Annotated in this window: 26 protein-coding genes; 18 read left to right on the top strand and 8 right to left on the bottom strand. The window is 37.0% G+C overall.

Annotation, left to right across the window (positions count from 1 at the left end; all coding sequences use genetic code 11):
- Positions 1 to 4 precede the first annotated feature (4 nt).
- The 5 genes from ACTB0X_RS06635 (at position 5) to ACTB0X_RS06615 (ending at position 4,552) form a co-directional block, all read left to right on the top strand.
- Positions 5 to 1,054, top strand: coding sequence for an agmatinase family protein (locus tag ACTB0X_RS06635; RefSeq protein ID WP_463024212.1), 1,050 nt, complete (start codon positions 5 to 7; stop codon positions 1,052 to 1,054).
- Positions 1,055 to 1,405: 351 nt separating this feature from the next.
- A complete protein-coding gene (locus ACTB0X_RS06630) occupies positions 1,406 to 2,323 on the top strand; it encodes a DMT family transporter (RefSeq protein ID WP_463024211.1) in 918 nt (305 codons plus the stop codon).
- A gap of 92 nt (positions 2,324 to 2,415) precedes the next feature.
- Positions 2,416 to 3,360, top strand: a complete 945-nt coding sequence (locus tag ACTB0X_RS06625; protein ID WP_463024210.1) for a DUF4476 domain-containing protein — start codon at positions 2,416 to 2,418, stop codon at positions 3,358 to 3,360.
- A gap of 135 nt (positions 3,361 to 3,495) precedes the next feature.
- Entirely contained in the window at positions 3,496 to 3,999 is a 504-nt protein-coding gene (locus ACTB0X_RS06620; RefSeq protein WP_463024209.1) for a hypothetical protein, read from the top strand.
- 46 nt (positions 4,000 to 4,045) lie between these two features.
- On the top strand, positions 4,046 to 4,552 hold the full coding sequence (locus ACTB0X_RS06615) for a hypothetical protein (RefSeq protein WP_463024208.1): 507 nt from the start codon (positions 4,046 to 4,048) through the stop codon (positions 4,550 to 4,552).
- Positions 4,553 to 4,676: 124 nt separating this feature from the next.
- Here the strand turns inward: ACTB0X_RS06615 and thiL are convergent, their stop codons facing one another.
- Positions 4,677 to 5,744, bottom strand: coding sequence for a thiamine-phosphate kinase (gene thiL / locus ACTB0X_RS06610; RefSeq protein WP_463024207.1), 1,068 nt, complete (start codon positions 5,742 to 5,744; stop codon positions 4,677 to 4,679).
- A gap of 745 nt (positions 5,745 to 6,489) precedes the next feature.
- Between thiL and ACTB0X_RS06605 the strand changes: the two genes are divergently transcribed.
- The 9 genes from ACTB0X_RS06605 (at position 6,490) to ACTB0X_RS06565 (ending at position 14,714) form a co-directional block, all read left to right on the top strand.
- A complete protein-coding gene (locus tag ACTB0X_RS06605) occupies positions 6,490 to 6,816 on the top strand; it encodes a HesB/IscA family protein (protein WP_463024206.1) in 327 nt (108 codons plus the stop codon).
- A gap of 21 nt (positions 6,817 to 6,837) precedes the next feature.
- A complete protein-coding gene (gene sufB / locus ACTB0X_RS06600; protein ID WP_463024205.1) occupies positions 6,838 to 8,280 on the top strand; it encodes a Fe-S cluster assembly protein SufB in 1,443 nt (480 codons plus the stop codon).
- Positions 8,281 to 8,338: 58 nt separating this feature from the next.
- A complete protein-coding gene (sufC, locus tag ACTB0X_RS06595) occupies positions 8,339 to 9,097 on the top strand; it encodes a Fe-S cluster assembly ATPase SufC (RefSeq protein ID WP_463024204.1) in 759 nt (252 codons plus the stop codon).
- 24 nt (positions 9,098 to 9,121) lie between these two features.
- Positions 9,122 to 10,414, top strand: a complete 1,293-nt coding sequence (gene sufD / locus ACTB0X_RS06590; protein WP_463024203.1) for a Fe-S cluster assembly protein SufD — start codon at positions 9,122 to 9,124, stop codon at positions 10,412 to 10,414.
- 2 nt (positions 10,415 to 10,416) lie between these two features.
- Positions 10,417 to 11,637 carry an aminotransferase class V-fold PLP-dependent enzyme gene (locus ACTB0X_RS06585; RefSeq protein WP_463024202.1) on the top strand — a complete coding sequence of 407 codons (1,221 nt, stop codon included), beginning with the start codon at positions 10,417 to 10,419 and terminating at the stop codon, positions 11,635 to 11,637.
- Positions 11,637 to 12,062 carry a SufE family protein gene (locus ACTB0X_RS06580; RefSeq protein ID WP_463024201.1) on the top strand — a complete coding sequence of 142 codons (426 nt, stop codon included), beginning with the start codon at positions 11,637 to 11,639 and terminating at the stop codon, positions 12,060 to 12,062. Before ACTB0X_RS06585 ends, ACTB0X_RS06580 begins: the two co-directional genes overlap by 1 nt.
- A 1-nt stretch (position 12,063) precedes the next feature.
- Positions 12,064 to 12,396: an iron-sulfur cluster assembly protein gene (locus tag ACTB0X_RS06575; protein ID WP_463024200.1), complete on the top strand. Its 333-nt coding sequence runs from the start codon at positions 12,064 to 12,066 to the stop codon at positions 12,394 to 12,396.
- Between the two features lie 4 nt (positions 12,397 to 12,400).
- A complete protein-coding gene (locus ACTB0X_RS06570) occupies positions 12,401 to 12,913 on the top strand; it encodes a DUF2480 family protein (protein WP_463024199.1) in 513 nt (170 codons plus the stop codon).
- A gap of 457 nt (positions 12,914 to 13,370) precedes the next feature.
- On the top strand, positions 13,371 to 14,714 hold the full coding sequence (locus ACTB0X_RS06565; protein WP_463024198.1) for a PrsW family intramembrane metalloprotease: 1,344 nt from the start codon (positions 13,371 to 13,373) through the stop codon (positions 14,712 to 14,714).
- Here the strand turns inward: ACTB0X_RS06565 and ACTB0X_RS06560 are convergent.
- The 4 genes from ACTB0X_RS06560 to ACTB0X_RS06545 form a co-directional block, all read right to left on the bottom strand.
- The gene (locus ACTB0X_RS06560) at positions 14,711 to 15,136 is read right to left on the bottom strand and encodes a DUF7793 family protein (protein WP_463024197.1); all 426 of its coding nucleotides are present in this window, start codon (positions 15,134 to 15,136) and stop codon (positions 14,711 to 14,713) included. The genes ACTB0X_RS06565 and ACTB0X_RS06560 overlap by 4 nt on opposite strands.
- Positions 15,137 to 15,203: 67 nt before the next feature.
- On the bottom strand, positions 15,204 to 15,635 hold the full coding sequence (locus tag ACTB0X_RS06555) for a DUF7793 family protein (protein WP_463024196.1): 432 nt from the start codon (positions 15,633 to 15,635) through the stop codon (positions 15,204 to 15,206).
- 72 nt (positions 15,636 to 15,707) lie between these two features.
- Positions 15,708 to 16,109, bottom strand: coding sequence for a DUF7793 family protein (locus tag ACTB0X_RS06550; protein ID WP_463024195.1), 402 nt, complete (start codon positions 16,107 to 16,109; stop codon positions 15,708 to 15,710).
- Positions 16,110 to 16,209: 100 nt separating this feature from the next.
- Positions 16,210 to 16,632 carry a DUF7793 family protein gene (locus ACTB0X_RS06545; RefSeq protein WP_463024194.1) on the bottom strand — a complete coding sequence of 141 codons (423 nt, stop codon included), beginning with the start codon at positions 16,630 to 16,632 and terminating at the stop codon, positions 16,210 to 16,212.
- Between the two features lie 132 nt (positions 16,633 to 16,764).
- Between ACTB0X_RS06545 and ctlX the strand changes: the two genes are divergently transcribed.
- From ctlX to ACTB0X_RS06530, 3 genes are all read left to right on the top strand, one after another.
- Positions 16,765 to 17,679: a citrulline utilization hydrolase CtlX gene (gene ctlX, locus ACTB0X_RS06540; protein WP_463024193.1), complete on the top strand. Its 915-nt coding sequence runs from the start codon at positions 16,765 to 16,767 to the stop codon at positions 17,677 to 17,679.
- 132 nt (positions 17,680 to 17,811) lie between these two features.
- The gene (locus ACTB0X_RS06535) at positions 17,812 to 17,985 is read left to right on the top strand and encodes a T9SS type A sorting domain-containing protein (protein WP_463024192.1); all 174 of its coding nucleotides are present in this window, start codon (positions 17,812 to 17,814) and stop codon (positions 17,983 to 17,985) included.
- Complete coding sequence (locus tag ACTB0X_RS06530; protein WP_463024191.1) at positions 17,985 to 19,508, top strand: T9SS type A sorting domain-containing protein; 1,524 nt, start codon at positions 17,985 to 17,987, stop codon at positions 19,506 to 19,508. Before ACTB0X_RS06535 ends, ACTB0X_RS06530 begins: the two co-directional genes overlap by 1 nt.
- A 163-nt stretch (positions 19,509 to 19,671) precedes the next feature.
- Here ACTB0X_RS06530 and ACTB0X_RS06525 read toward each other — a convergent pair whose 3' ends face one another.
- The 3 genes from ACTB0X_RS06525 to ACTB0X_RS06515 form a co-directional block, all read right to left on the bottom strand.
- Positions 19,672 to 21,576, bottom strand: coding sequence for an amidophosphoribosyltransferase (locus ACTB0X_RS06525; RefSeq protein WP_463024190.1), 1,905 nt, complete (start codon positions 21,574 to 21,576; stop codon positions 19,672 to 19,674).
- A gap of 121 nt (positions 21,577 to 21,697) precedes the next feature.
- On the bottom strand, positions 21,698 to 22,714 hold the full coding sequence (locus ACTB0X_RS06520) for an amidohydrolase family protein (RefSeq protein WP_463024189.1): 1,017 nt from the start codon (positions 22,712 to 22,714) through the stop codon (positions 21,698 to 21,700).
- Positions 22,715 to 22,717: 3 nt separating this feature from the next.
- Positions 22,718 to 23,242 carry a 3-hydroxyanthranilate 3,4-dioxygenase gene (locus ACTB0X_RS06515; protein WP_463024188.1) on the bottom strand — a complete coding sequence of 175 codons (525 nt, stop codon included), beginning with the start codon at positions 23,240 to 23,242 and terminating at the stop codon, positions 22,718 to 22,720.
- A 121-nt stretch (positions 23,243 to 23,363) separates the two neighbouring features.
- Here ACTB0X_RS06515 and ACTB0X_RS06510 point away from each other — a divergent pair, with 121 nt between their 5' ends.
- The gene (locus ACTB0X_RS06510) at positions 23,364 to 24,152 is read left to right on the top strand and encodes an SDR family oxidoreductase (RefSeq protein ID WP_463024187.1); all 789 of its coding nucleotides are present in this window, start codon (positions 23,364 to 23,366) and stop codon (positions 24,150 to 24,152) included.
- The last annotated feature ends 45 nt before the right edge of the window (positions 24,153 to 24,197 follow it).

Here is a 24,197-nt window from a genome sequence, read left to right as displayed (position 1 = left end):
AACCATGAATTGGGAAGAAAAATACGCCGACTTTAATCCTAACAGTGTTGCGGTTGAAAATGGTAAACTATTCGGATTTCCCTATTCATTAGAGGATGCTAAAGTGGTGATTATTCCAATACCTTGGGATGTCACCACTTCTTATAGCCCTGGCACTGCCAAAGGCCCAAAAGCCATTTTAGATGCTTCTTTGCAATTGGATTTTTATGATCCCTACTTGAAAGATGCATGGAAATATGGTATCGCAATGGAATCCATTTCGGATGATATTGCTCAAAAAAGCACCTTATTGCGTAAAGATGCTGAGCGCTACATTACTTTCTTAGAAGAAGGAAATCAGCTTTCTGATTCGGAAGAAATGCAGGCCGTTTTGGCCAAAATTAATGCAGCTTCCACAGTACTAAATGCGTGGGTAAAAGAACGCACAACTCATTGGATGAACCAAGGAAAATTAGTTGGTTTATTGGGTGGAGATCACAGTACGCCTTTTGGTTATTTACAAGCTTTAGCAGAAAAGCACGAGTTCGGTATTCTGCAAGTAGATGCGCATGCTGACCTAAGAAAAGCGTACGAAGGATTTGAATTTTCTCATGCCTCCATTTTCTACAATGCACTAAAGATTGACAATGTAAAGAAATTGGTTCAGGTTGGAATTCGAGACATATGTCCTGAAGAGATTGAGCTAATCGAAGCCAATCCAAACCGCATTAAAACTTTCTTTGATTGGGACTTAAAAGCGGCACACTATTCTGGTAAAACTTGGGAAGATGAATGCAGAGAAATCATCATGAACCTCCCTGATAAAGTATATATCAGTTTTGATATCGATGGATTAGATCCTACTCTTTGCCCAAATACAGGAACTCCAGTAGCGGGTGGTTTCCAATTTCAAGAAGTGTTTCATTTGATTCACCTATTAGCTGAATCTAAGAAGCAAATTATTGGTTTTGACCTTTGTGAGGTAAGTCCTGCAAAAGATCACGATTGGAATGAAAATGTGGGTGCAAGAGTGTTGTTTAAACTGTGTAATTTGACGTACAAGTCTAATTGTTAATTTCCACTCACAGTCTAACAGTTAACCACAAAGGCACAGATTGCAAAAAGGAATTTTAAATGCCTATTTGATTCATTTATTGACAATTTAACCACAAAGGCACAGAGCCATGCCTGAGGCAGGCAGAATCACAAAGTACCACTCGAAGTAATATACCAGATTTTTTATTGAATTTTGGCTTATTAATTATTGACTGACTGTTTAACCACTAAGAACACAAAGGTCTTCACTAAGGTCACAAAGAAGAGTTTTTTAGTAAGCAGCTGTTAAGAATTTACATTTATTTATTGCCAAATTGGTTAATTTCAAAATTGATCCATTGCTACATTTACACATTGTTTTATTAATACCATGAAAGCCAAACTAGCTCAATACAAAAACATACTATTGCTGCACTTAATCGTGCTCATCTTTGGTTTTACTGCAATTTTAGGAAAGCTGATCACTATTGAATCTGACCTTTTAGTTTGGTTTAGAATGGGCATTGCAACCATTATTTTGGCAGGATATATTGCTTTTAATAAAAGTACTCTCCGCATGAAAAAAGGCGGAATTTGGAAAACAGTATTGACGGGATTCGTAATTGCTGCCCACTGGATTTTCTTTTTTGAAGCCATAAATCAATCGAATGTATCGATAACATTGGCAGCTATTTCTTCTGCCTCTTTGTTTACATCGCTGTTAGAACCAATCATTTTTAAACGAAAACTACTTCTTTATGAAGTTATCCTAGGTGGGGCAGCCATCGTTGGATTGTATTTCATTTTCAAATTTGAATTAGACAATAAATTAGGGTTGATTTTAGGATTAATTTCTGCCGCTTTAGCCGCCACATTTACTGTGATCAATGGCACTTTAATCAAACAATACGATTCTCAAAAAATATCGTTGTATGAACTGGGTGGAGGTTTTTTAGCCGTGACCGCTTACCTTATTTTCTTCAAAGGGTTTCCTCCAATGAGCGAATTGGCATTAAGCTCTTCTGATTGGCTTTACATTTTAATTCTAGCGGTAGTCTGCACCGCATTTGCATTTGTAGTGAGCGTAGAAGTGATGAAAGAACTCACTCCATTTACGGTTAGTTTAACCATTAATTTGGAGCCTGTTTACGGCATAATATTGGCTTTTTTCATCTTTGGAGCCGATGAAAAAATGTCACCTGGATTTTATGCAGGAGCGCTCATCATTCTTTCTACCTTGTTTGCCAATGTGCTCATCAAAAAAAGGTTGAAAAAGAAAAATGCTGTTGCACCTACTTTGATTGATTAGGAGAACCACTTTTCTATTTTTAGAAAAGAGTATCTTAGCTTTCACTTTGGTATGACTCTTGTAAAATCGATTAAAACCACAAAAATTATATTATGAAGAATACACTATTCATTTTGTCAGCCCTCTTTTATTTAAGCAGTTACGCACAATCTAACTTAATCGTATTCGCCGAAAATGGTGAAGCCTTTAACATGACAGTAGATGGCTCTCTGGCTCAAAATATCAATGAATCAAAAGTAGCATTTGATGGAATTAAAGGCGATTTTGTTCAAGTCAAAATTACTTTCAAGGAAGCAGCTCTTGGAGAAATAAAAAAAGGATTGATGATTGAGCCCAATATGGAAATGACAGCCATATTGAAAAAGAATAAAAAAGGAGCATACGTCATCAGACCTGTTAGCAGCGTTACAATTGCCAATGCTCCAAAAAGAGCATATCTTCCTCCACCAGTTGTCGGAGAGATGCCAGCTCCAAAAAAGCAAGAGGCCGCATTAAATAGTGGAACCATTAATTCAACCACCACAACCACTGAATCACAAACCATCAGTTCACAAACAGGCACAACAAACAGTGGTGAGAGCCTAAATATGAATGTAAATATCAACTTGAATAATATAGGTGTGGGAGTTACGCAGAATGTCTCCGGCATTACCACTACTTCTACTACAACGACCACAACAACTACAAATGCTATAAATCCCACTTACACTGCAACTGAAGAAATGGAAGAAGAATTTGAAGTAGTTTGTGCTCCAATGTCGACGAACGATTTTGCAAGTGCGAAGAAGTCGATTGGAAGTAAATCATTTGCAGAAGACAAAATGACTTTAGCGAAACAAGTATTACGTGCCAATTGTGTCTCTACTGATCAGGTAATCGGAATCATGAGCCTTTTTAGTTTTGAAGACAATAAAGTAGAATTTGCTAAAGCTGCTTATGATAAGACCACAGACAAGGGAAATTACTATAAAGTAAACGATGCTTTTACCTATTCTAGTTCCATCGATGAATTGAATGAATTTTTGGAAGGGGAATAGGAATAAAAGTATATAATATTTAAGGAGTAAGATTTGCTCCTTTTTTTATTGAGTTAAATTTAGAATTCCGCAAAAAGTTTTTACAGAATATTAATTTGAAATTGTGAAACTTACAAGCTTCTGATCTTTTACATTATGGTAACAAAACATCCATTAATTATTGCTCTTTTATTAGTTGCTTTTTATACTTCCTGTTTGATAAAATCTCCAGTAAAAAGAGTGGATGATGAAGTGATTTTAGAAAAACCCAAATTTAAACTAGATTATCAGCTCGATAAAATAGGAATGCAACTTATAGATACTTCAGCGGTTTATGTATATACGGATACTGATAACTCTTATGCTTTAACCTTTACTTGCTTGAAATTTGATGCATTGGGAAATTTTATTCGTAAAATAAAATTCCACAAGTTAATCCTTACCAAAGAAGACTTTCAAGTTAACCCAAACTCTGGATATAAAGGAAAGTTTGAGATTTTTGACAAAACAAGGATAAAGTTAGAGTATTATTCCCCTATACCCCATCCATTTATACGTGGATGGGTAAGGATAATTCGCAAAGGCGAAATAGTTGGTGATACAATCAAAATAAAAAACGATAACAACTTTATTCATAATTACATTCGACAAGAGTTTTAGTAAAAATTTTAACTTCATTCACTTAAGCTAAAAACCCTTTTACATTATGGCAACAAAGTATCAACTATCCTTTGCCCTTTTAATAGTTACTTTTTTTACTTCGTGTTTCGGAAGACATCCTATAAAAAGAGTTGATGGTGAAGTGATTTTGGAAAATCCCAAATTTAAACTAGATTATCAACTGGATAAAATGGGAATGCAACTGATAGATACTTCTGCAGTATATGTTTATACAGAAACAGAAAGTTCTTATGGTTTAACATTTCGTTGTTTAAAGTTTGATGCATTTGGAAATTTTACTCGAACAACAATATTTCATAAACTACTTCTTGCTAAAGAAGATTTTGAAAATCCTAAAAATTCTGCGTACAAAGGGAAATTTGAGATATTTGACGAAACAAGAATAAAATTAGAATATTATACTCCTGGTGAGCCTGCTATGTTTACAGATGGTTGGATAAGAATAATTCGCAAAGGCGAAATAGTTGGAGATACAATCAAAATAAAGTCAGACCACAATTTTATTCATAATTATATTCGACAAGAGTTTTGATAAGAATGTTAACTGTAAACTTCAGTTTATCTAAAAAAATCAAACCATTAAGGTTCAAATAAATTAAACCAAAAAAAGCAGCTCCCTCACGGAAGCTGCTTTTTTATTTATTAAAATCTTGCAATTACTCTTCGTCTTTCTTATTCAAAATCGGATTCCAACCTTGAGCCAAAATCGGTTGAGCTGTTCCACCTTTTGTAATTAACATCCTTCCGGTGTTCGTTTCTGTGATGTGTCCGATTACAGAGATCCCTTCCATTCCTCTGATCTTTTCGTGATCTTCGATAGGAACGGTGAAGATTAACTCATAATCTTCTCCACCATTCATTGCACAAACCGTTGGGTCCAAATTGAAGTCCTCCGCAGTTGTTACTGTCATTGGGTCAATTGGTAATTTCTCTTCATACAATGCACAACCCACTTCTGAGCTTTCACATATGTGTAAAATTTCTGAAGACAAGCCATCTGAAATGTCCATCATGGCTGTAGGATGAATTCCCAACTCACTTAATTTCGTAATAATATCGTGGCGAGCTTCAGGTTTAAGTTGACGCTCTAATATGTAATCCTTTCCACCTAAGTCAGGCTGAATCTCAGAATTGTCTTTAAAAATTCTTTTCTCACGCTCTAATAATTGCAAGCCCATATAGGCTCCACCTAAATCACCAGAAACACAAATCAAATCATTCTCTTTAGCACCGTTTCTCTTCACTGCTTTTCCATTGGCTACTTCACCAATTGCGGTAATACTAATCACCAGACCGGCATTAGAAGAAGTGGTATCTCCACCTACTAAATCGACTGCATAGAAATCACAAGCCAACAAAACTCCTTCGTAAAACTCTTCCAATGCTTCTACACTCATGCGATTAGAAACGGCCAAAGAAACTGTGATCTGCTTTGGAAATCCATTCATGGCATAGATATCAGATAGGTTGACCACCACAGCTTTATAGCCCAAATGCTTCAAAGGAGTGTACAACAAATCAAAGTGCACACCTTCCACCAACATATCTGTACTTACTAAAGTCTGATGGTCTGCGGTTGGTTGTATAATCGCTGCATCATCACCCACTCCATATACCGTAGATGGCTGCTGCAATTTTATATTTTGTGTTAAATGCTTGATTAAACCAAACTCTCCCAATTCTCCCAATTGGGTTGGTTCATTATTATTGTCTTCAAATTCCATGGGGCAAAGTTAGTAATACCGAAATTACTATGTCCTATTTAGAAAAATTATTGCTTTTGGAAACTATCATCTCGGCCATGCTCAAACCTCCATGGTTGAGTAGGATGCTGATTAGTAAACCTTGGAGGTTTTCCATTCAATAATTCTATCTAAAACTACTAAAGCCTTTGGCATCCAGAGCTTTTGTGAAGTACTCTTCACAAAAAAGTGTCGAAGGAAACAAAGGATTTCTTTTAGCAAAAACAACAAAGAGACTTACGTAGTGATTAGTCCATGAAAGATTAATTACAGCGTTATTCTTTATCTGCCCTTCATTTCGACATAACTCAATGTAAACTCAAAAAGCTCAGGATGAAAAAGAAATAACGACAACAAAATCAGATACTCATCTAAGATTCAATTGAACAATCTCGGCCACGCTCAAACCACCAAGGTTGAGTAAGATGCTGATTAGTAAACCTTGGAGGTTTTTAATACACCAATTTTACCCAAGCTCAACTGAAGCCTTTGGCATCCAGAGCTTTTGTGAAGTACTCGTCACAAAAAAGTGTCGAAGGGAACAAAGGATTTCTTTTAGCAAATAAAAGTTCCACCTTCAAACAAAACGTTCCAAAACCAAAAGAAAAGACCAGTGTTCAATATAGAAAACTCTTAATTTCAATATACCCTCTTCGTGGTATATTTAAGGGGCTATTTAGATTAAATCTAAATAAAGATAGCTAACTTTGCAGCAAATATTAAGGCAATGATAAAAGTAAACGATAACGCAAGAGAGAGAATAGCTTCTTTGCTCGCCGAAAGTGGCAAGCCAGAAGGCAGTTTTGTACGCGTAGGAGTTAAGGGCGGAGGGTGCTCAGGCCTAATGTACAATCTAGATTTTGACTCTGAATTAACAGACAACGATAAAGTATTTGAAGACAATGGAGTAAAAGTAGTTGTGGATAAAAAAAGCATGCTTTACCTATTGGGAACTGAATTGGAATATTCAGGTGGCCTAAACGGTAAAGGGTTCAGCTTTAGCAATCCAAACGCCTCACGTACTTGTGGTTGTGGCGAAAGCTTTTCTATTTAATTCAACAATAAACAAAGAACTATGGCATCAGAAGATGAATTATTAGCGGAGGTTACCTCCAGCGAGTATAAGTACGGATTCTATACCAATATTGAATCAGACAAGGCTCCAAAAGGCCTGAACGAAGATATTATTCGATTGATTTCGACCAAGAAGAACGAACCAGAGTGGTTATTGGAGTATCGATTGAGTGCATTGAAAGCATGGCAAGAAATGACTGAGCCGGAATGGGCACACATCAGTTATCCAAAACCTGATTTTCAAGATTTACACTATTATTCTGCTCCCAAACCAAAAAAAGTTTTAGACAGCCTTGATGATGCAGATCCTGAATTATTGGAGATGTACAAAAAGCTAGGAATCTCTATCGATGAGCAGAAAAAGCTAGCGGGTGTTGCAGTTGATATTGTGATGGATTCTGTTTCTGTCAAAACAACGTTTCAAGACAAATTATACGAATTAGGTATCATCTTTTGTTCGTTTAGTGAAGCGGTGCAAAAGCATCCTGATTTAGTGCGCAAATATTTAGGAACCGTAGTTCCAAAGTCGGATAATTTCTATGCTGCATTAAACGCAGCAGTATTTACTGATGGCTCATTTTGCTACATTCCAAAAGGCGTAAGATGCCCAATGGAATTATCGACTTACTTCCGAATCAACGAAGCCAATACTGGTCAGTTTGAGCGAACATTAGTCGTGGCAGATGAAGGGAGTTATGTAAGTTACCTTGAGGGTTGTACGGCTCCTATGCGTGATGAAAATCAATTGCATGCCGCTGTAGTGGAATTAGTTGCATTAGACAACGCTGAGATTAAATATTCTACCATTCAAAACTGGTACCCAGGAAGCAAAGAAGGAAAAGGTGGAATTTACAACTTCGTTACGAAACGTGGATTGTGCGAAACCAACGCTAAAATTTCTTGGACACAAGTTGAAACTGGTTCTGCAGTAACTTGGAAATATCCTGGTTGTATATTGAAAGGAGATAACTCCATTGGAGAATTTTATTCAGTTGCAGTTACCGCTAATCACCAACAAGCAGATACTGGGTCTAAAATGATTCACTTGGGCAAAAACACCAAGAGCACGATTATCTCAAAAGGAATTTCAGCAGGTGTGAGTAACAACTCTTACCGTGGGTTAGTAAGTATTGGCAAGAAAGCTACCAATGCTAGAAACTTTACGCAATGCGATTCTTTATTGATGGGTGATAAATGTGGCGCGCATACGTTCCCTTATATCGAAGTGGGGAATAAAACGGCAAAAGTGGAGCATGAAGCCACAACTTCTAAAATTGGTGAAGACCAAATTTTCTATTGCTTGCAAAGAGGAATGGACGAGCAAACCGCAATCGGATTAATTGTAAATGGATACTGCAAAGAAATCTTGAATCAATTGCCAATGGAATTTGCAGTAGAAGCGCAAAAATTGCTAGAAATCAGCTTAGAAGGATCAGTAGGATAAATTTAAAAGACTTTATTTTTCCTCGAAAGAGGAGGTATATTATAGAAAAAGAAACACAATGATTAAGATAGAAAACTTACACGCATCGATTGATGGTCAGCCAATTTTAAAAGGGATTAACTTAGAAGTTAAGCCAGGTGAAGTTCACGCAATTATGGGTCCCAATGGATCCGGAAAAAGTACGTTGGCTTCTGTATTGGCAGGAAGAGAAGAATACGAGATTACTGAAGGTTCAGTCACTTTTGAAGGGAAGGATTTATTGGAATTGGGCGCAGAAGATAGAGCTAGAGAAGGTATTTTCTTAGCATTTCAGTATCCTGTAGAGATTCCTGGTGTAAGCAATATCAATTTCTTGAAAACAGCGATTAACGAAGTCAGAAAATACAGAGGTCAAGACCCAATGCCAGCGAAAGAATTCTTGACTCGTGTAAAAGAAAAATCTGCTTTAGTTGAATTGGATGGCTCTTTGGCTTCTCGTTCGGTAAACGAAGGTTTTTCTGGCGGTGAGAAAAAGCGAAATGAGATTTTTCAAATGGCCATGTTGGATCCGAAATTGTCTATCCTAGATGAAACAGATTCTGGTTTGGATATCGATGCATTGCGTATCGTTGCAAATGGCGTAAACAAATTAAAAACTGCAAACAATGCGAGTATTGTAATTACTCACTACCAGCGTTTGTTGGACCATATCGTTCCTGATTTTGTGCATGTATTGTACAACGGAAAAATCATCAAATCTGGACCAAAAGAATTAGCATTAGAGCTAGAAGAAAAAGGATACGATTGGTTGAAAAAAGACCAAGCAATAGAAGCCTAATCTACACCACTCAAATAGTAAACAATGAGCGAAATAGCAACTATGAACGTAAAGGATCAATTTCTATCGACTTTTGGTGTACAGGATTTTCATTTTGACACGGAGGCTTCAAAAGCAGCCAGAGATGAAGCGACTAAAAGAATCGAAGGATTGGAATTTCCTACGTCGAAAAGTGAATATTGGAAATATACGAGAATCAACCGCATCGTAAAAGCGGAATATAGAATAACAGAAAGCACTGCAAGCATCGATATCACTCCTTTTCTAATAGAAGGGTTGGAGAAAAATGTATTGGTATTTGTCAATGGATTTTACCGCGCTGATCTATCAACGATCACTGCTCAAGAAGGCGTTATCGCTTGTGCATTGTCGGAAGCTAAAGAAAAGCATGCAGCCATTTTTGATGCTCACTTTTCAAAGCACATCGTTGCAGATGAAATTTTTGCCAATATCAACACGGCTTTTCATCAAGATGGCGCATTTGTTCATTTTGCGAAAAAACAAAAAGCTGATCACCCGATTCACATTTTGAATTTAGTGGAAGGTGATCAAATCATCACCAACCCAAGAAACTTAATTATCGGAGAAGCTTTTAGCGAGGGGAAAGTAGTGACAAGCTACCACAACTTGAATAGTGGAAAGTCATTTACGAATGCAGTAAACGAATGTTTTGCTGCTGAGAATTCTTACTTAGAGTTTAATAAATTACAAGAAGAAAACGGTTCTTCTTTTCATATTGCGACTGATCAAGTGCAACAAGAGAAAAGCGGAAACTTTACCATCAATACTTTTACATTCAACGGTGATATTGTTAGAAATAACTTAAATATCGCTGTAGCGGGAGAGAATGGATATACTTCTTTAAATGGATTTTACCTTCCTAAAGAAAAGCAATTGGTAGACAATCACACAAGAGTGGATCATTTGGTTCCTCATTGTGAATCGCATGAATTATACAGAGGAGTTATTGAGGATAAAGCCACTGCAGTGTTTAACGGCAAAGTGATGGTGCACAGAGATGCGCAGAAAACCAATGCTTTCCAAGCGAACAACAACGTTTTACTTTCTGATGATGCAACGATTAACTCTAAGCCTGAGTTGGAGATCTACGCTGATGATGTAAAATGTAGTCACGGTTCTACTGTTGGGCAATTGGACGAAGAGGCAATATTTTATTTAAGAGCTAGAGGCTTATCAGAAGACAGCGCCATTCGATTATTATTGAACGCTTTTGCCGCTGATGTGTTACAACATGTAGGAATCGAATCATTCCGCCAGATATTGGAAGAAAAAATCGAGAACGGTTTAAAAAAATAAAGATGAGTTTTAACATCGAAGCATTACGAAGTCAGTTTCCTATCCTTGAAAGAAAGGTAAATGGGCAGCCATTGGTTTATTTTGACAATGGAGCTACTGCGCAGAAACCGCAAGTAATGATTGATGCGTTAAACAACTATTATAGCTTCCAGAACGCGAATATCCATCGTGGAGTGCATTCGTTAAGTCAAGAAGCAACGACTGCATTTGAAGCAGCAAGAACGAAAGCACAAGCTTATTTCAATGCCGCTAAAAGCGAGGAAATCATTTTCACCAAAGGAACGACTGACAGCATCAATTTATTGGCAGGATCTTTTGGAAGAACCTTTTTAAATGAAGGCGATGAAGTGATTATCTCCACCATGGAACACCACTCGAACATTGTGCCGTGGCAGATGATTTGCGATGAGCGGAAAGCAAAATTGCGCATCGCTCCGATTAACGAAAAAGGCGAATTGTTGGTGGATGAATTGAAATCAATGGTGAATGAAAAAACCAAATTGATAGCAATCGTTCATATTTCTAACGCCTTAGGAACCATCAATCCAGTAAAAGAAATTATTGATTTTGCACATGCCAATGATGTGCTAGTGATGGTTGACGGCGCGCAATCCGTGCCGCATATGAAAATAGATGTGCAAGCTTGGGACTGTGACTTTTTTGTGTTTTCAGCGCATAAAATGTTTGGTCCTACCGGAATTGGAATGCTTTACGGAAAAGAACATTTATTGAATAAAATGCCTCCTTACCAAGGTGGTGGCGATATGATTAAAACGGTGACGTTTGAAAAAACAACCTACAATGAGTTGCCACACAAATTTGAAGCAGGTACCCCAAACATAGCTGCAGGAGTTGCATTAAGCGCTACGTTTGACTTTCTAAATGAGTTGGATTGGGAAGCCATTCACCAGCATGAAACGGAGTTATTAACCTACGCAACTGCAGAATTAAAGAAAATCGAAGGGCTTCGAATTATTGGAGAAGCAGCAAACAAAGCAAGTGTGATTTCCTTTTTAGTAGACGGAACACATCCATTTGATGTTGGTGTAATCTTGGATCAAATGGGAATTGCGGTAAGAACAGGACACCATTGTACTCAGCCATTGATGGATTGGTTTAAAATTCCGGGAACGATACGCGCATCTTTTGCGATTTACAATACCAAAGAAGAAGTAGACAAAATGATAGTGGCGCTGAATAGAGCCATCAAAATGTTACGATAATGACGATTAAAGAACGACAAGACGAAATAATTGATGAATTCTCTATCTTTTCGGATTGGATGGATAAATACGAGTATATCATCAGCTTAGGTAAGGAATTACCAATAATTGATCAAACCAAAAAAACGGAAGATAACATCATCAAAGGATGTCAGAGCCAAGTATGGTTAGATGGGCAATTGGTAGATGGTAAAATAGTGTTTACCGCAGACAGCGATGCCATTATTACAAAAGGAATCATTGCCTTGTTGATTCGAGTAGTTTCTGATCAAACGCCCGATGAAATCTTGGATAACGAATTGTTTTTTATCGATCAAATCGGATTAAAAGAACACTTATCACCCACTCGATCCAACGGATTGGTAAGTATGGTGAAGAAAATGAAATTATTTGCCCTAGCATATAAAGCAAAAACGACCAACTAAGATGGAAAAGAATAAAACGGACATTACTCCAAAACAAGTGGAAGATCAAGTTATAGAAGTGTTAAGCACCATCTATGACCCTGAAATTCCTGTAAATATTTATGAGTTAGGTTTGATCTACGAAGTGAAAGTAGATGCAGAATTCAATGTAAATATTGACATGACGTTGACTTCTCCTAACTGTCCTGTTGCGGAATCAATGCCAAATGAAGTAGAACAAAAAACTGGCGATTTATGGTCAGTGAAGAGTTCAAAAGTAACCATCGTTTGGGAGCCAACTTGGGGCAAAGAAATGATGAGCGAAGAAGCAAAATTAGAATTGGGATTCTTATAAAATTATGGCAGAAGAGATTATCAATAGAGTCGCGAAAAGCGGAATTATCACCCTCGACCTAGAAGAATACTATGTGGAAGGTGAGCGTGTGGCCTATGATATCAAACAAAACCTGTGGCAAGAAATTGCACTAAAAGAAAAAGACTTTCGAGAATTTATTAAAACCAATGATTGGTCGGTTTACAACGATCAACTAGTGGCGATTCACTGCTCGGTAGACGCCATTATCCCAACTTGGGCGTATATGCTTTTATCGATAGCAATACAGCCTTATGCCAAACGCGTATTTTTTGGCTCACTTGAAACGATGAATCAAGTTTTGTACGAAGAGCAGCTCAATAAAATTGATTTTTCTCAGTATGAAGATGTTCGAATAGTGATTAAAGGTTGTGGCGATAAAGCAGTTCCTGAATCTGCTTATGTAACATTAACAAACAAACTATTGCCTTACGCTAAGACCATTATGTACGGTGAGCCTTGTAGCACTGTGCCGCTGTATAAGAAACCTAGGATATAATATACCAATTGATCAATGTAATAATAAGTCAATTTAAAATTCAGTTAATTTGGCTTTGTGCTCTTTGCGAAAATCTTAGTGCTCCTGCCTGCCGCAGGCATGGCTTTGTGATAAAAAATAAAATTAGACCGCTTCGCTGTTAGATGTTAGAAGCAAGAAGTTAGATACTATAGCTTTAAGATTCAGAGTTTTTTCTATAATACTTTGTGAAACCTTTGTGAACTCTGTGCCTTTGTGGTAAAAAATGATAGGAAACCGCTTCGCTGTTAGATATTAGAAGCAAGAAGTTCAATGTTTCCAATTTTGTATTGACTAGAATCATATCACTCCTACGGAGTTTAGTTTTAATACTTCTCTGTGCCCTCTGTGCCTTTGTGTTAATCACTAATTTTCCTTTCCTACAACTTCAATTAGAAGAATATATTTATCTTCATCCAACAAAACAATTGGACTGACTATGATTCTTATCTATTCAATGGTTGCCCTCTTTATTGCTTGGATTTGGGTGGATTATTACCGATTAATTGACATTTACGAAAAGGAAGACCTCAAGTATTTTATCTTGATTTTCATATTAGGAGGAGCCTCAGTTTCTATTGTTTTTGGATTGCATTACCTTTTTATAGATTCCCTCAATTGGAGTTTAAACGGCAATTTCATTAACGACTTTCTCTACTGCACCATACAAATTGGAATGGTGGAAGAGTTCGCCAAGCTAATTCCATTTCTTATTTTTTATAAACTTTTTCGAAAAGAAGTTAACGAGCCCATTGACTTTATCGCCTATATCTGTGTGGCAGCCTTAGGGTTTTCTGCATTTGAAAACGTGATGTATTTCTACCGTCATGGGCCACAAATAATTGGAGGACGGGCAATACTTTCAAGTGTAGGACATATGTTTTTCACCGCTTTAATCGCTTATGGAATCATTCGATACAAGTACCAAAAAGGGAAGCGAAAGATAAAAGAACTCTTGTTATTCTTTATCTACGCATCATTGGCGCATGGTTTCTATGATTTTTGGCTGATGTATACTGGTATCAGCACAGGAATTGGGATCATCATTACTATCTTGTTCTTTTTGTTTGGTCTTTCTACTTTTGCCATTATTATCAACAATGCACTCAACAACTCTCACTTTTTTGATCATAAATTAGTCATCAATCCCAACAAAATAGCCAGTCGATTAATTGGCTATTACGTCATTGTTTTTATCCTTCAGTTTTCCATTTTAGCCTATCTGAATAATTTTGAAACTGCTTTGAGCAGCATTGGCGCTCCATTAATAGTGATCGGTTTTATTGTCTTGGTGACTTCCATTCGGATGAGTCGTATTCAATTGATTCAACACAAATGGGAGGATTTAAGTATAGAACTGCCTTTCAGAGTAGTTTACAGAGAATCCATTAGTGGACGATACAACCGATGGGCCATCCGTTTCAATGGGGATTCTTTTAATGAAACAAAAGTGAGTGCCTACTTTCAAGAGTACTTTCTTTTGAATGAATTGAATCGTGCTAAACCAGAATCAACAAAACGCCACTTGGCTTACATTCAAAAAAAGGTATTCCTTAGAAATAAGGAGACCGTCTATATTGTCAGTTTATTTGAGGGTAATGAGTTTGGACCATCGCAATTAATTGCAATTAAACCCAAAAGAAGTGGTGTAAAAGCCATCAACAAAACTTTCCCCATTGCGGCTATTTTGGATATTGTAGACATTAAAAAGCTAGATGATCCGAAATTGACTATTCGAAACTTTAGATTTAAAAGTTGGGCCTACCTCACAGAAAGGAGCTAATCTTTAATTAACCAATCGATCGCTTCTTTTCTAGAATTGAACATTTTAGTAGGCACTGGTGGTTTATCGAAGCGAATAAAAAAATTGGCCACAATTCGATATGCTAAACTATTGACCAAAAGTGCCATTTTTTGCACATCGAAACCTCTCTTCATTTCATCAGCAAAAGTTGCTCTGGCTTCCGGAGTCATATTAAAGAAATCTTTTGTGACCGAAATTAGGGTGTACCGATTTTTGCCATTATTATATTTGCGAGAAGCTTCCATAACTTGCAATGCTTCTTTTCGATCCACTACACATCCAGCCTGGTATTCAACCTCTAATACGTCTATTTCTGAAAGATAATAGATTATTGCATATCCTAAATCTTGAACTAGCGATCTGCATTCGATTTCGTATATATTGAGGGTTTCTTTTGTCATGTCTCGGTATCTAAAGTACAGAAACTTCTAAAAAAGACCTCTGTTAAACGAAATGATTTGAAAAAAACTAAACCTGAGTTTCTAACAACCAATCAATCGCCGCTTTGCGATTATTGAACACTTTCGTTGGAATGGGTGGTTTATTAAACCGAATAAAAAAGTTGGAAAGTATCCGATAAGCCAGACTATTGATATGGATCGCCATCTTTTTTAATTGCTTATCATTTTTCATTTCTTCTGCAAAAACAATGCGTGCTTCTGGGGTAATGTTAATAAAATCGCTCAGGCCTGTCGCTAAAATATATTTATTAGATACATTATTAAAATCCCGAGAAGTCTGAATGATTAAAATAGCTTCCTCTCTATTAATTACGCAATTTTCTTGATAAACAGATTCTAAAATATCCAACTCCCCATTGTAATAGAGCTTCACGAAACCTAAATCTTGAACCAATTTTCTGGCTTCGAGTGAGTATATATTAGATATTTCTTTAATCATAAGTCAGAATAAAGATACAAAAAAATAGCACTAATGTATTCACAGTAAGGGTGAGGCAGTCATTAAAATCGACTACTCTGTTAACCACTCTATGGCTTTCTTTCTATTATTGAAAATGCGAGTTGGTACTATCGGATGGTCAAAACGAATATAGAAATTTGCTACTATCCTATCTGCTAAACCATTAATTAGAAAAGCCATCTTAATCGCTGTTGAATCTTTTTTTTGCTCACTCACAAAGGTCGATCTAGCCTCTTCAGTGAAATTGATAAACTCTTTTGTTACCTCAATAAGAACTAACACTTGCTTACCTTGAACAAGTTCAGATCTAGCTGAAAGAACTTTAAATACTTCTTCTTTTCGAATTATTGAGTTGGCTTGATATTCTATCTCAAGGATGTTATGCTCTTTGTTAAGATAGAACTTTGCAAACCCTAGATCTTTTAAGAAAATTCTAAAACTAGAAGAATTCATTTTAACTATTTCATTACAAATTAACTACCACAAAATACAGAAAAAATAGAATAGTATTATCGATTTAAATAATTCCCTACAATTATGAAAGTGACTTTAATCATTCTGTTAACCACTCAATGGCTTTCTTTCTATTATTGAAAATTCGAGCAGGCGCAGGAGGACGGTCATATCGGATAAAGAAATTACCAATAATGCGGTAAGCCAAACTATTTACAAAAATGGCCATCTTAATGGCATATTGCTGTTTCGTTTGTTCACGAGCATAAGTTGATCTGGCATCCGCAGTTAAATTAATAAACTCTTTCGTTGCATTTATCAAGAAAAACCTCTTTTCGCCCTTATTAAATTGATGAATCGCAGCTACAATGGCCAATGCTTCTTCAGCATCAATAGTAGAGTTGGCTTGATATTCTACTTCAACAATATTGTATTCTTCGATAAAATACAGTCGAGCAAAAGTTAAATTGACAAACTCTTGCTTAGTAATCAACTGATTTTCTTGGGGTAGGTGTGTAGTCATAGGTTACTACTAATGTAAAAAAAGTTTACTAAATATGCTGAGCATTTTTTAATAATTAGACAATAAATTGTCTGTAATGCTAAATGGTTATTTTACAAGAACTAACTTTGAAACAAATCAAAAATTTCCATTGTGTCAGAACTATATCCCGCTTCCGCCATTTTAATGTTACGTCCAAAAAGCTTTGGCTTTAATGCTTTGACAGCTGATTCTAACGCCTTTCAGCAAAACTCTAAAGTGGATTACTCCCTCATTGAATCAGAATTTGATCAATTAGTCAAAAAAATAAGAGCAGCAGGGATAGAAGTATTGGTGCTAGAAGACAGCATTGACCCACTTAAACCCGATGCTGTTTTTTTAAACAATTGGATCAGCACACACGAAGACGGAAGTGTGTTTATTTACCCCATGGAGGCCGTTAACCGACGCATAGAGCGACGCGCAGAACTCATCGAGCAATTATACAGTTCTTACATTTTTAGCAGCTTCAACGACCTTAGCGCCACAGAAAAGGAAAGTAGGTTCTTAGAAGGTACTGGCAGCATGGTACTGGATCACGTCAACCGACATGTATTTGCAGCCATATCTAGCCGAACAGATCAAGAATTAGCAGAAACTTGGGCGAAAAATAGGCAATACAATTGCACCTGTTTTCATGCCTTTGACGAACAAGGAAAGGCCATTTATCATACCAATGTAATGATGAGTATGGGTGAAGATTATGCCTTAATTTGCATGGATTCCATATTGAACCCATTGGAGAAAAAAGCAATGACTGCCTATCTCAAGAAATCTAAAAAAATAGTGATTGACATTTCCTTTCAGCAAATGAATTCCTTTGCGGGAAATTGCATTCAATTGAAGAATAAAGATGACCAAAAGTTTATTGTGCTATCTTCAACTGCCTATGCGAGCTTAAATGCTGAGCAAACTGAAAAACTAACAGCTGACTCCGATTTGATTATTGGCAACATTCCAACCATTGAAAAAGTAGGCGGTGGCAGTGTAAGGTGCATGATTGCTGAGAATTTTTTGGAGAAAAGGTAGGGAGAAGAATTTAGAACGCTGCGCTGCTAGAGGTTAGAGATTAGACTATTACTGGTTTGAGTATTTATACTGCTTTTAAAATTGACATTCCTAATCCTTGAACCTGTATGGTTTATAAATAGTCAATTGGAAATGACTAAATTTATACGCATCACTAACCTCCAAGGACAATTGGTATTTGAGCAAACGTTTAATGGAAATATCCAACAATTTACTCTTTCATCTATAGAAAATGGAGTGTATTTATATGAGGTATTGACCAACAATGAAAGCTTGGACAAAGGAAAAATAATCATCCAACATTAATGAAAAAAATCACCAATTATATTATTCTTTTTCTAATCTTCAATAGTGTAATGAAGGTTGAGCTATATGCTCAACCTTCATTTTCTGTTGACTCTTCGTTTACTCCATTATTAGACTTTACGATGAATACAGTTTCCGGTGGTGGAGTTGTGAATGATATTTGGGAGAATACAAAAAATGGAAACATTTATATAGTAGGTGGATTTAATCAGACATACAATGGAGTTGGCTTTCGTGGAAATGTCTGTTACACTGTAAATGGATCAATGTGTCCCAATTACAGAGGAGAATTTGGAACCGATTTGGCAAAAATTTTTTCGATCAATGATTCTGTTTTAGTGGTAACAAAATCAGGTTTTGTTAGACAAGTAGACTTAAATGGCACTCCTATAAATTTAACTATAATTTGGAATCTATTTAAAAGCATTCCTTGTAGAGATGGGATTGATCCTTATTTCTATTCTGATGGATCATTTATAATGCCAAATAGCTATGGTAATACCGCCACTAGCTGTAGGCCTATCAACGGCACAGATACTTTCCCTCATTCTTACATTGTAAAAGTCAACCCTCAAGGGTTGTATGACAGCACCTTTCAGCATACTATGAATAATAAGCCTACCAGTTTTATTCCTTATGACAGTAGCCGTTTTTTTATCTATGGTTACAATACCTACTTTACACAATATGATGGGCATACAGTAAATGGGCTTTGTCGTGTATTTTTAAATGGCGATTTGGATACTACTTTTGACAACCCAATTGTACCTGGGAATACTAATTATGGTATTGGTCCGGTGGAAAAAGATGGAAAGTTCTTTCTGTATGGAGGTAATTTCAGTTTAAAAGATCATCCCGGAAAAACTTCTACTTTGGCTCGATTTAATTCCGATGGTTCTTTAGACACCACTTTTATGAACTTTTATGGTTCAGAAGACACCACCTCAAATGTTATAACAGGAATAAATGCGCTAGTAAAAACAGAAGACAATGGCTATTTAGTAGCTGGCTACTTTAATAAATACCAAGGATTTGTAAAAAATGGATTCGTTAAATTAGATTCCACAGGTAAAATAGAACCCCAATATTTCAATAATTTTATAGGACCTGATAGTTCTATTACAAGATTTGGAAGTGCAGGGATTAGAAACATGAAAAAGTCGGTAAATGGAGGTTATTATGTATACGGAAATTGGAAAAGTTGGGATGGTAAACATTCACAGCCAATTATTAAACTTCATGGATTAACAAATAATGTTGGCTTAGAAGAAAAAAAACAAGTAGCAAAAACCCAACTGATCCAAACCATTTATCCCAATCCTACCCATTCCATGGTTCATTTGGAGTGGTTGCCCAATCAGGTAATCAATCAAATTCAGGTATTGGATTTTCAAGGTAGAATTGTCCAAAATTTTAATCAAAAAGTCAATCAGATTAACTTAGAGCAATTGGAAAGCGGCATCTACTTTTTAAAGGCAGTTGGAGAGGACGGCATGGATGTGAAGAAAATTGTAAAGCGATGAAAAAAATAAAACTCTCAATTGAAGAACAATAGGATGTTTTGTTTGGCAAAATGATGCTTAATGAAGAATCTGAGGAATACGCGAGTCGAGAGGAGTTGTTTAATGCACTAAAAAAAAGGCCTCACGAATCGTGAAGCCTTTTATATTTTTATAATTTAACCCATTATGAATAGGCTCGTTCGTTATTTCCTTCTATGTAATTGATAAAACTTTTGTTCACTACTTTATTTCCACCAGGTGTTGGGTAATCTCCTGTAAAATACCAATCTCCTTTGTGGTTCGGAATGGCTTTATGCAACCCTTCTATGGTTTGGTAAATCACTTGAACTTCTGCTTTCACTTCTTCTGGGCGCAACAATTGACTGATTTTAGCCGATATTTCTTCCGCTGTAAATGGAGCATAAATCTCTTTTACATAGTTGCGAATTTCTTCTTTCGGTAAGTTCACTTGTGCTTTACAACGTTTGTAAACGTCTGCTATAATTGCATCTTTCCCTTGTTCTTTCAATAAAGTAATGGCTGCCACAAAGGCGATAAAATCACCCAATTTAGCCATGTCAATTCCATAACAATCCGGGTAACGAATCTGAGGGGCAGAAGAAACAATCACTATCTTCTTTGGACCCAATCGATCTAAGATTCTAAAAATACTTTGCTTTAAGGTGGTTCCTCTTACAATGGAATCATCAATCACCACCAAGTTATCTTTACCGATAGCAATCGCGCCATACGTTACATCATATACGTGAGCCACTAAATCGTCTCGTCCACTATCTTGCGTAATAAACGTTCGCAGTTTGGCATCCTTAATGGCTATTTTTTCGGCCCTAGCTCGTTTAGATAACACTTCTGTCAATTGCTCATCTGTAGCATCAGGACCTAGCGCTCTAATTTCTTTCAGCTTGTTTTGGTTGATGTAATCTTCCATCCCTTTCACCATTCCGTAAAAAGCAGTTTCTGCCGTATTCGGGATAAATGAAAATACCGTATTGTCCACATCGTAATCAATGCTTTTCAATACTTCTGGAGTGATCGATCTTCCTAATTCTTTTCTTTCTTTATAGATATCCGCATCACTTCCTCTAGAGAAATAGATCCGCTCAAATGAACATTGCTTTTCTTCCAACGGTTCTCGCACCAATTGCTCAGAAACTGTACCGTCTCTTTTGATGATCAACGCATGACCAGGTTTGATTTCCTTTATGGATTCCAATGGCACATTGAAAGCCGTTTGAATTGCTGGTCGCTCTGAAGTTACTACGACTACCTCATCATCTTGGTAGTAATGCGCTGGACGAATTCCAGAAGGATCTCTCAATACAAATGAATCCCCATGCCCCATTAATCCGGCCATGGCATAACCGCCATCCCAATCCAATGCCGCATTTTTTAAGATGGATTGTACATCCATCTTCTTCGCTATCATTGCCGAAATTTCTTCGTTGGAATAGCCAAGTGTTTTATATTCTTTAAATAATTTGTTGTTTTCTTCGTCTAAGAAATGGCCGATTTTTTCTAAAACAGTCACTGTGTCTGACATTTCTTTTGGATGCTGACCGATATCTACCAATAGGTTAAAAAGTTCATCTACATTGGTCAAGTTGAAGTTTCCTGCGACTACCAAATTTCTCGTCATCCAGTTGTTCTGACGTAAAAATGGGTGGCAATTTTCGATGCTGTTTCTTCCAAAAGTCCCATATCTTAAATGACCTAAGAACAACTCTCCAGTAAAACCTACATTCTTTTTCAACCACTCCGTATCCTTCAATAATTCAGGATCCTTATCATACACCTCTTGAATGGCCCCGTTGATTTTATCAAACACATCTTGGATCGGTTTGCTACTGTTTGATCGGTGTCGACTAATGTAACGCTCACCTGGCTGCATATCGAATTTAATGTTGGCAACACCGGCGCCATCTTGGCCGCGGTTGTGCTGTTTCTCCATTAAAAGATATAGTTTGTTGATTCCGTAGGTCGCAGTGCCGTATTTCTCTAGATAATAATCAAGAGGTTTTAGTAGTCGAACGAGGGCAATTCCGCACTCGTGTTTGATTGAATCACTCATTAAAATTGCTTTTAAGCACCCTAAAAAATATGAGGTGCAAATTTACGATTAAATCCAATGTTAGGGAAACCTACCACCCAAAAATAAAAACGCTCGTGAAATCTCACGAGCGCCAATTGTTTTATAAAAACTGTGCTTTATTTAATCCTAGCCAATTAAGGGCGTTATCTGACAATAACTTCGATTTCAATTCATCGGAATAAGGCATGCTCTTTATCAATTTTCCCGGTTCTAATTCCCCCAAAGGAAAAGGGTAATCTGTTCCCAAAGCAACGAAGTCTTCTCCCATTGTTTTGATTACAAAATCCAATGCATTGGGATCGTGAACCAAAGAATCGATGTAAAATTTACCGATGTAATCACGCGGATTCACGTTGTTATCAATGGCACATAAATCAGGACGTACGTTAAATCCATGCTCTACTCTTCCAATTGTAGATGGAAAAGATCCTCCGCCATGCGCAAAAGCCACTTTTAATTTGGGCAATCGTTCAAAAACACCTCCAAAGATCATGGAACAAATCGCCAACGAAGTTTCTGCTGGCATTCCAACTAACCATGGCAGCCAATAGCGCTCCATTTTCTCTTTTCCCATCATGTCCCAAGGATGAACAAAAACAGCCATCTCTAAATCTTGAGCGGCCTCAAAAATGGGAAAGAGTTTAGGTGAACTTAAATTCCAGTCATTCACATGACTCCCGATTTGAATTCCTTTTAAGCCAATTTCTTTGCAACGTTTCAGCTCTGCAATAGCCAATTCTGCATCTTGCATGGGAATGGTTCCTAATCCAATAAATCGTTTTGGATAGCGAACCACGATGTCTGCAATGTGATCATTCAAAAACTTAGAAACTTCCAAACAATCATAAGGTTTGGCCCAATAACTGAACATAACCGGAACCGTAGACAATACCTGAACATCTACATGTTGGTGTCCACATTCTTTAATACGTGCTTCTGCCGACCAACAATTGTCTTCAATCTCTCTAAAAAATTTATTGTCCATCATCATACGAGCGCAACATGGCTTGTGATGATCTAAATGAATGAACCCTCCATATCCAAATTTCTCACGAAAGTTGGGAATATTTTCAGGTAAAATGTGTGTGTGAATATCTATTGTGAGCAATTCTGCCATAACTTATACGAACCTTTCATCTACTTCCATAACTGTCCCACATTCTTTGCAGGTTCTTAACTCTTCCGATCCGTAAAATTTTCGGAATACCGGAATAAAATCTTTTTCTATGCTCTTCAAAACGAAGTAATCATCAAACAGCTTTGTATTGCAGTTGTCGCAGAACCAAAGCAACCCATCTTTCTCTCCGTTAATTCGCTTTCGCTCGATTACTAATCCAATAGAACCTTCTGATCGAATTGGTGAATGAGGAACTCGTGCTGGCAATAAGAAAATTTCACCTTCCTTAATTGGCACTTCTACCGCTTTCCCATCTTCTTGAATTTTTACAATTATATCGCCTTCCAACTGATAGAAGAACTCTTCTCCTTCTTCCCAGTGATAATCTTTACGAGCATTTGGCCCACCAACGACCATTACGATAAATTCGGCATCCTCATACACCAATTTATTGCCCACTGGTGGCTTTAATAAATGACGGTGTTCGTCTATCCATTTTTGAAAATTAAAAGGTCGTCTGATTGCCATGATTGTTCTATTTTAAATGGTCTTCTAAGGTAATAAGTTTTTGAAGTTTTACAAAGCTAGCCACAACTTTTGAGATTGCTATTTGGAATAGCTAATTTAGCAGCACCAAAAAAGAAAGCAGATGAATTTAGACTTAACCAACAGAAGAGCATTAGTAAGCGGAAGCACCGCAGGAATCGGAAAAGCAATTGCCATGGAATTGGCAAATATGGGTGCTAGTGTGACCTTGCTTGCTCGAAATGAAGAAAAACTAAAAACAGTACTTTCTGAATTGCCGTCAAGCCCCAGTCAAACGCACGAATACATTGTGGCCGACTTTAGCCAAACGGCTCAAGTAAAACAAGCGATTGAAAACTACTTGGCAGGTGGAAAAACGATAAATATTCTAATCAACAATACAGGTGGACCTCCTGCAGGACCAATTGAAAATGCGACAACAGATGAGTTTGAAGCTGCATTTTCAATGCATCTCATCAACAATCATATTTTAGCAACGGCGGTAAAACAAGGAATGATAGATTCCGGATACGGACGAATAATCAACATCATATCTACTTCTGTAAAAATTCCATTGACAGGTTTAGGTGTTTCTAACACCGTTCGTGGAGCAGTTGGTAACTGGGCGAAAACCTTAGCCAATGAATTGGGTAAATACGGCATTACGGTAAACAATGTATTGCCAGGAGCCACCGCTACTGAGCGTTTGAGCCAAATAGTAAGCAACAAAGCGTCAAAAACTGGAAAAGCAGAAGCTGATGTAATGAAAGGAATGGAAGCTCAAGTGCCAATGAATAGAGTGGCCCAACCAGAAGAAGTGGCCAATGCTGCAGCTTTTTTAGCTTCTCCAGCTGCTAGTTATATAAATGGGATCAATATTCCAGTGGACGGAGGAAGAACAGGGAGCTTGTAACTTTCAAAACAGAACAGCCTTAGAGGTGTTATTTGGTTTTTAAAG

This window comes from Acidiluteibacter sp. (assembly GCF_055129545.1).
This window is presented reverse-complemented; position numbering and strand designations above follow the sequence as displayed.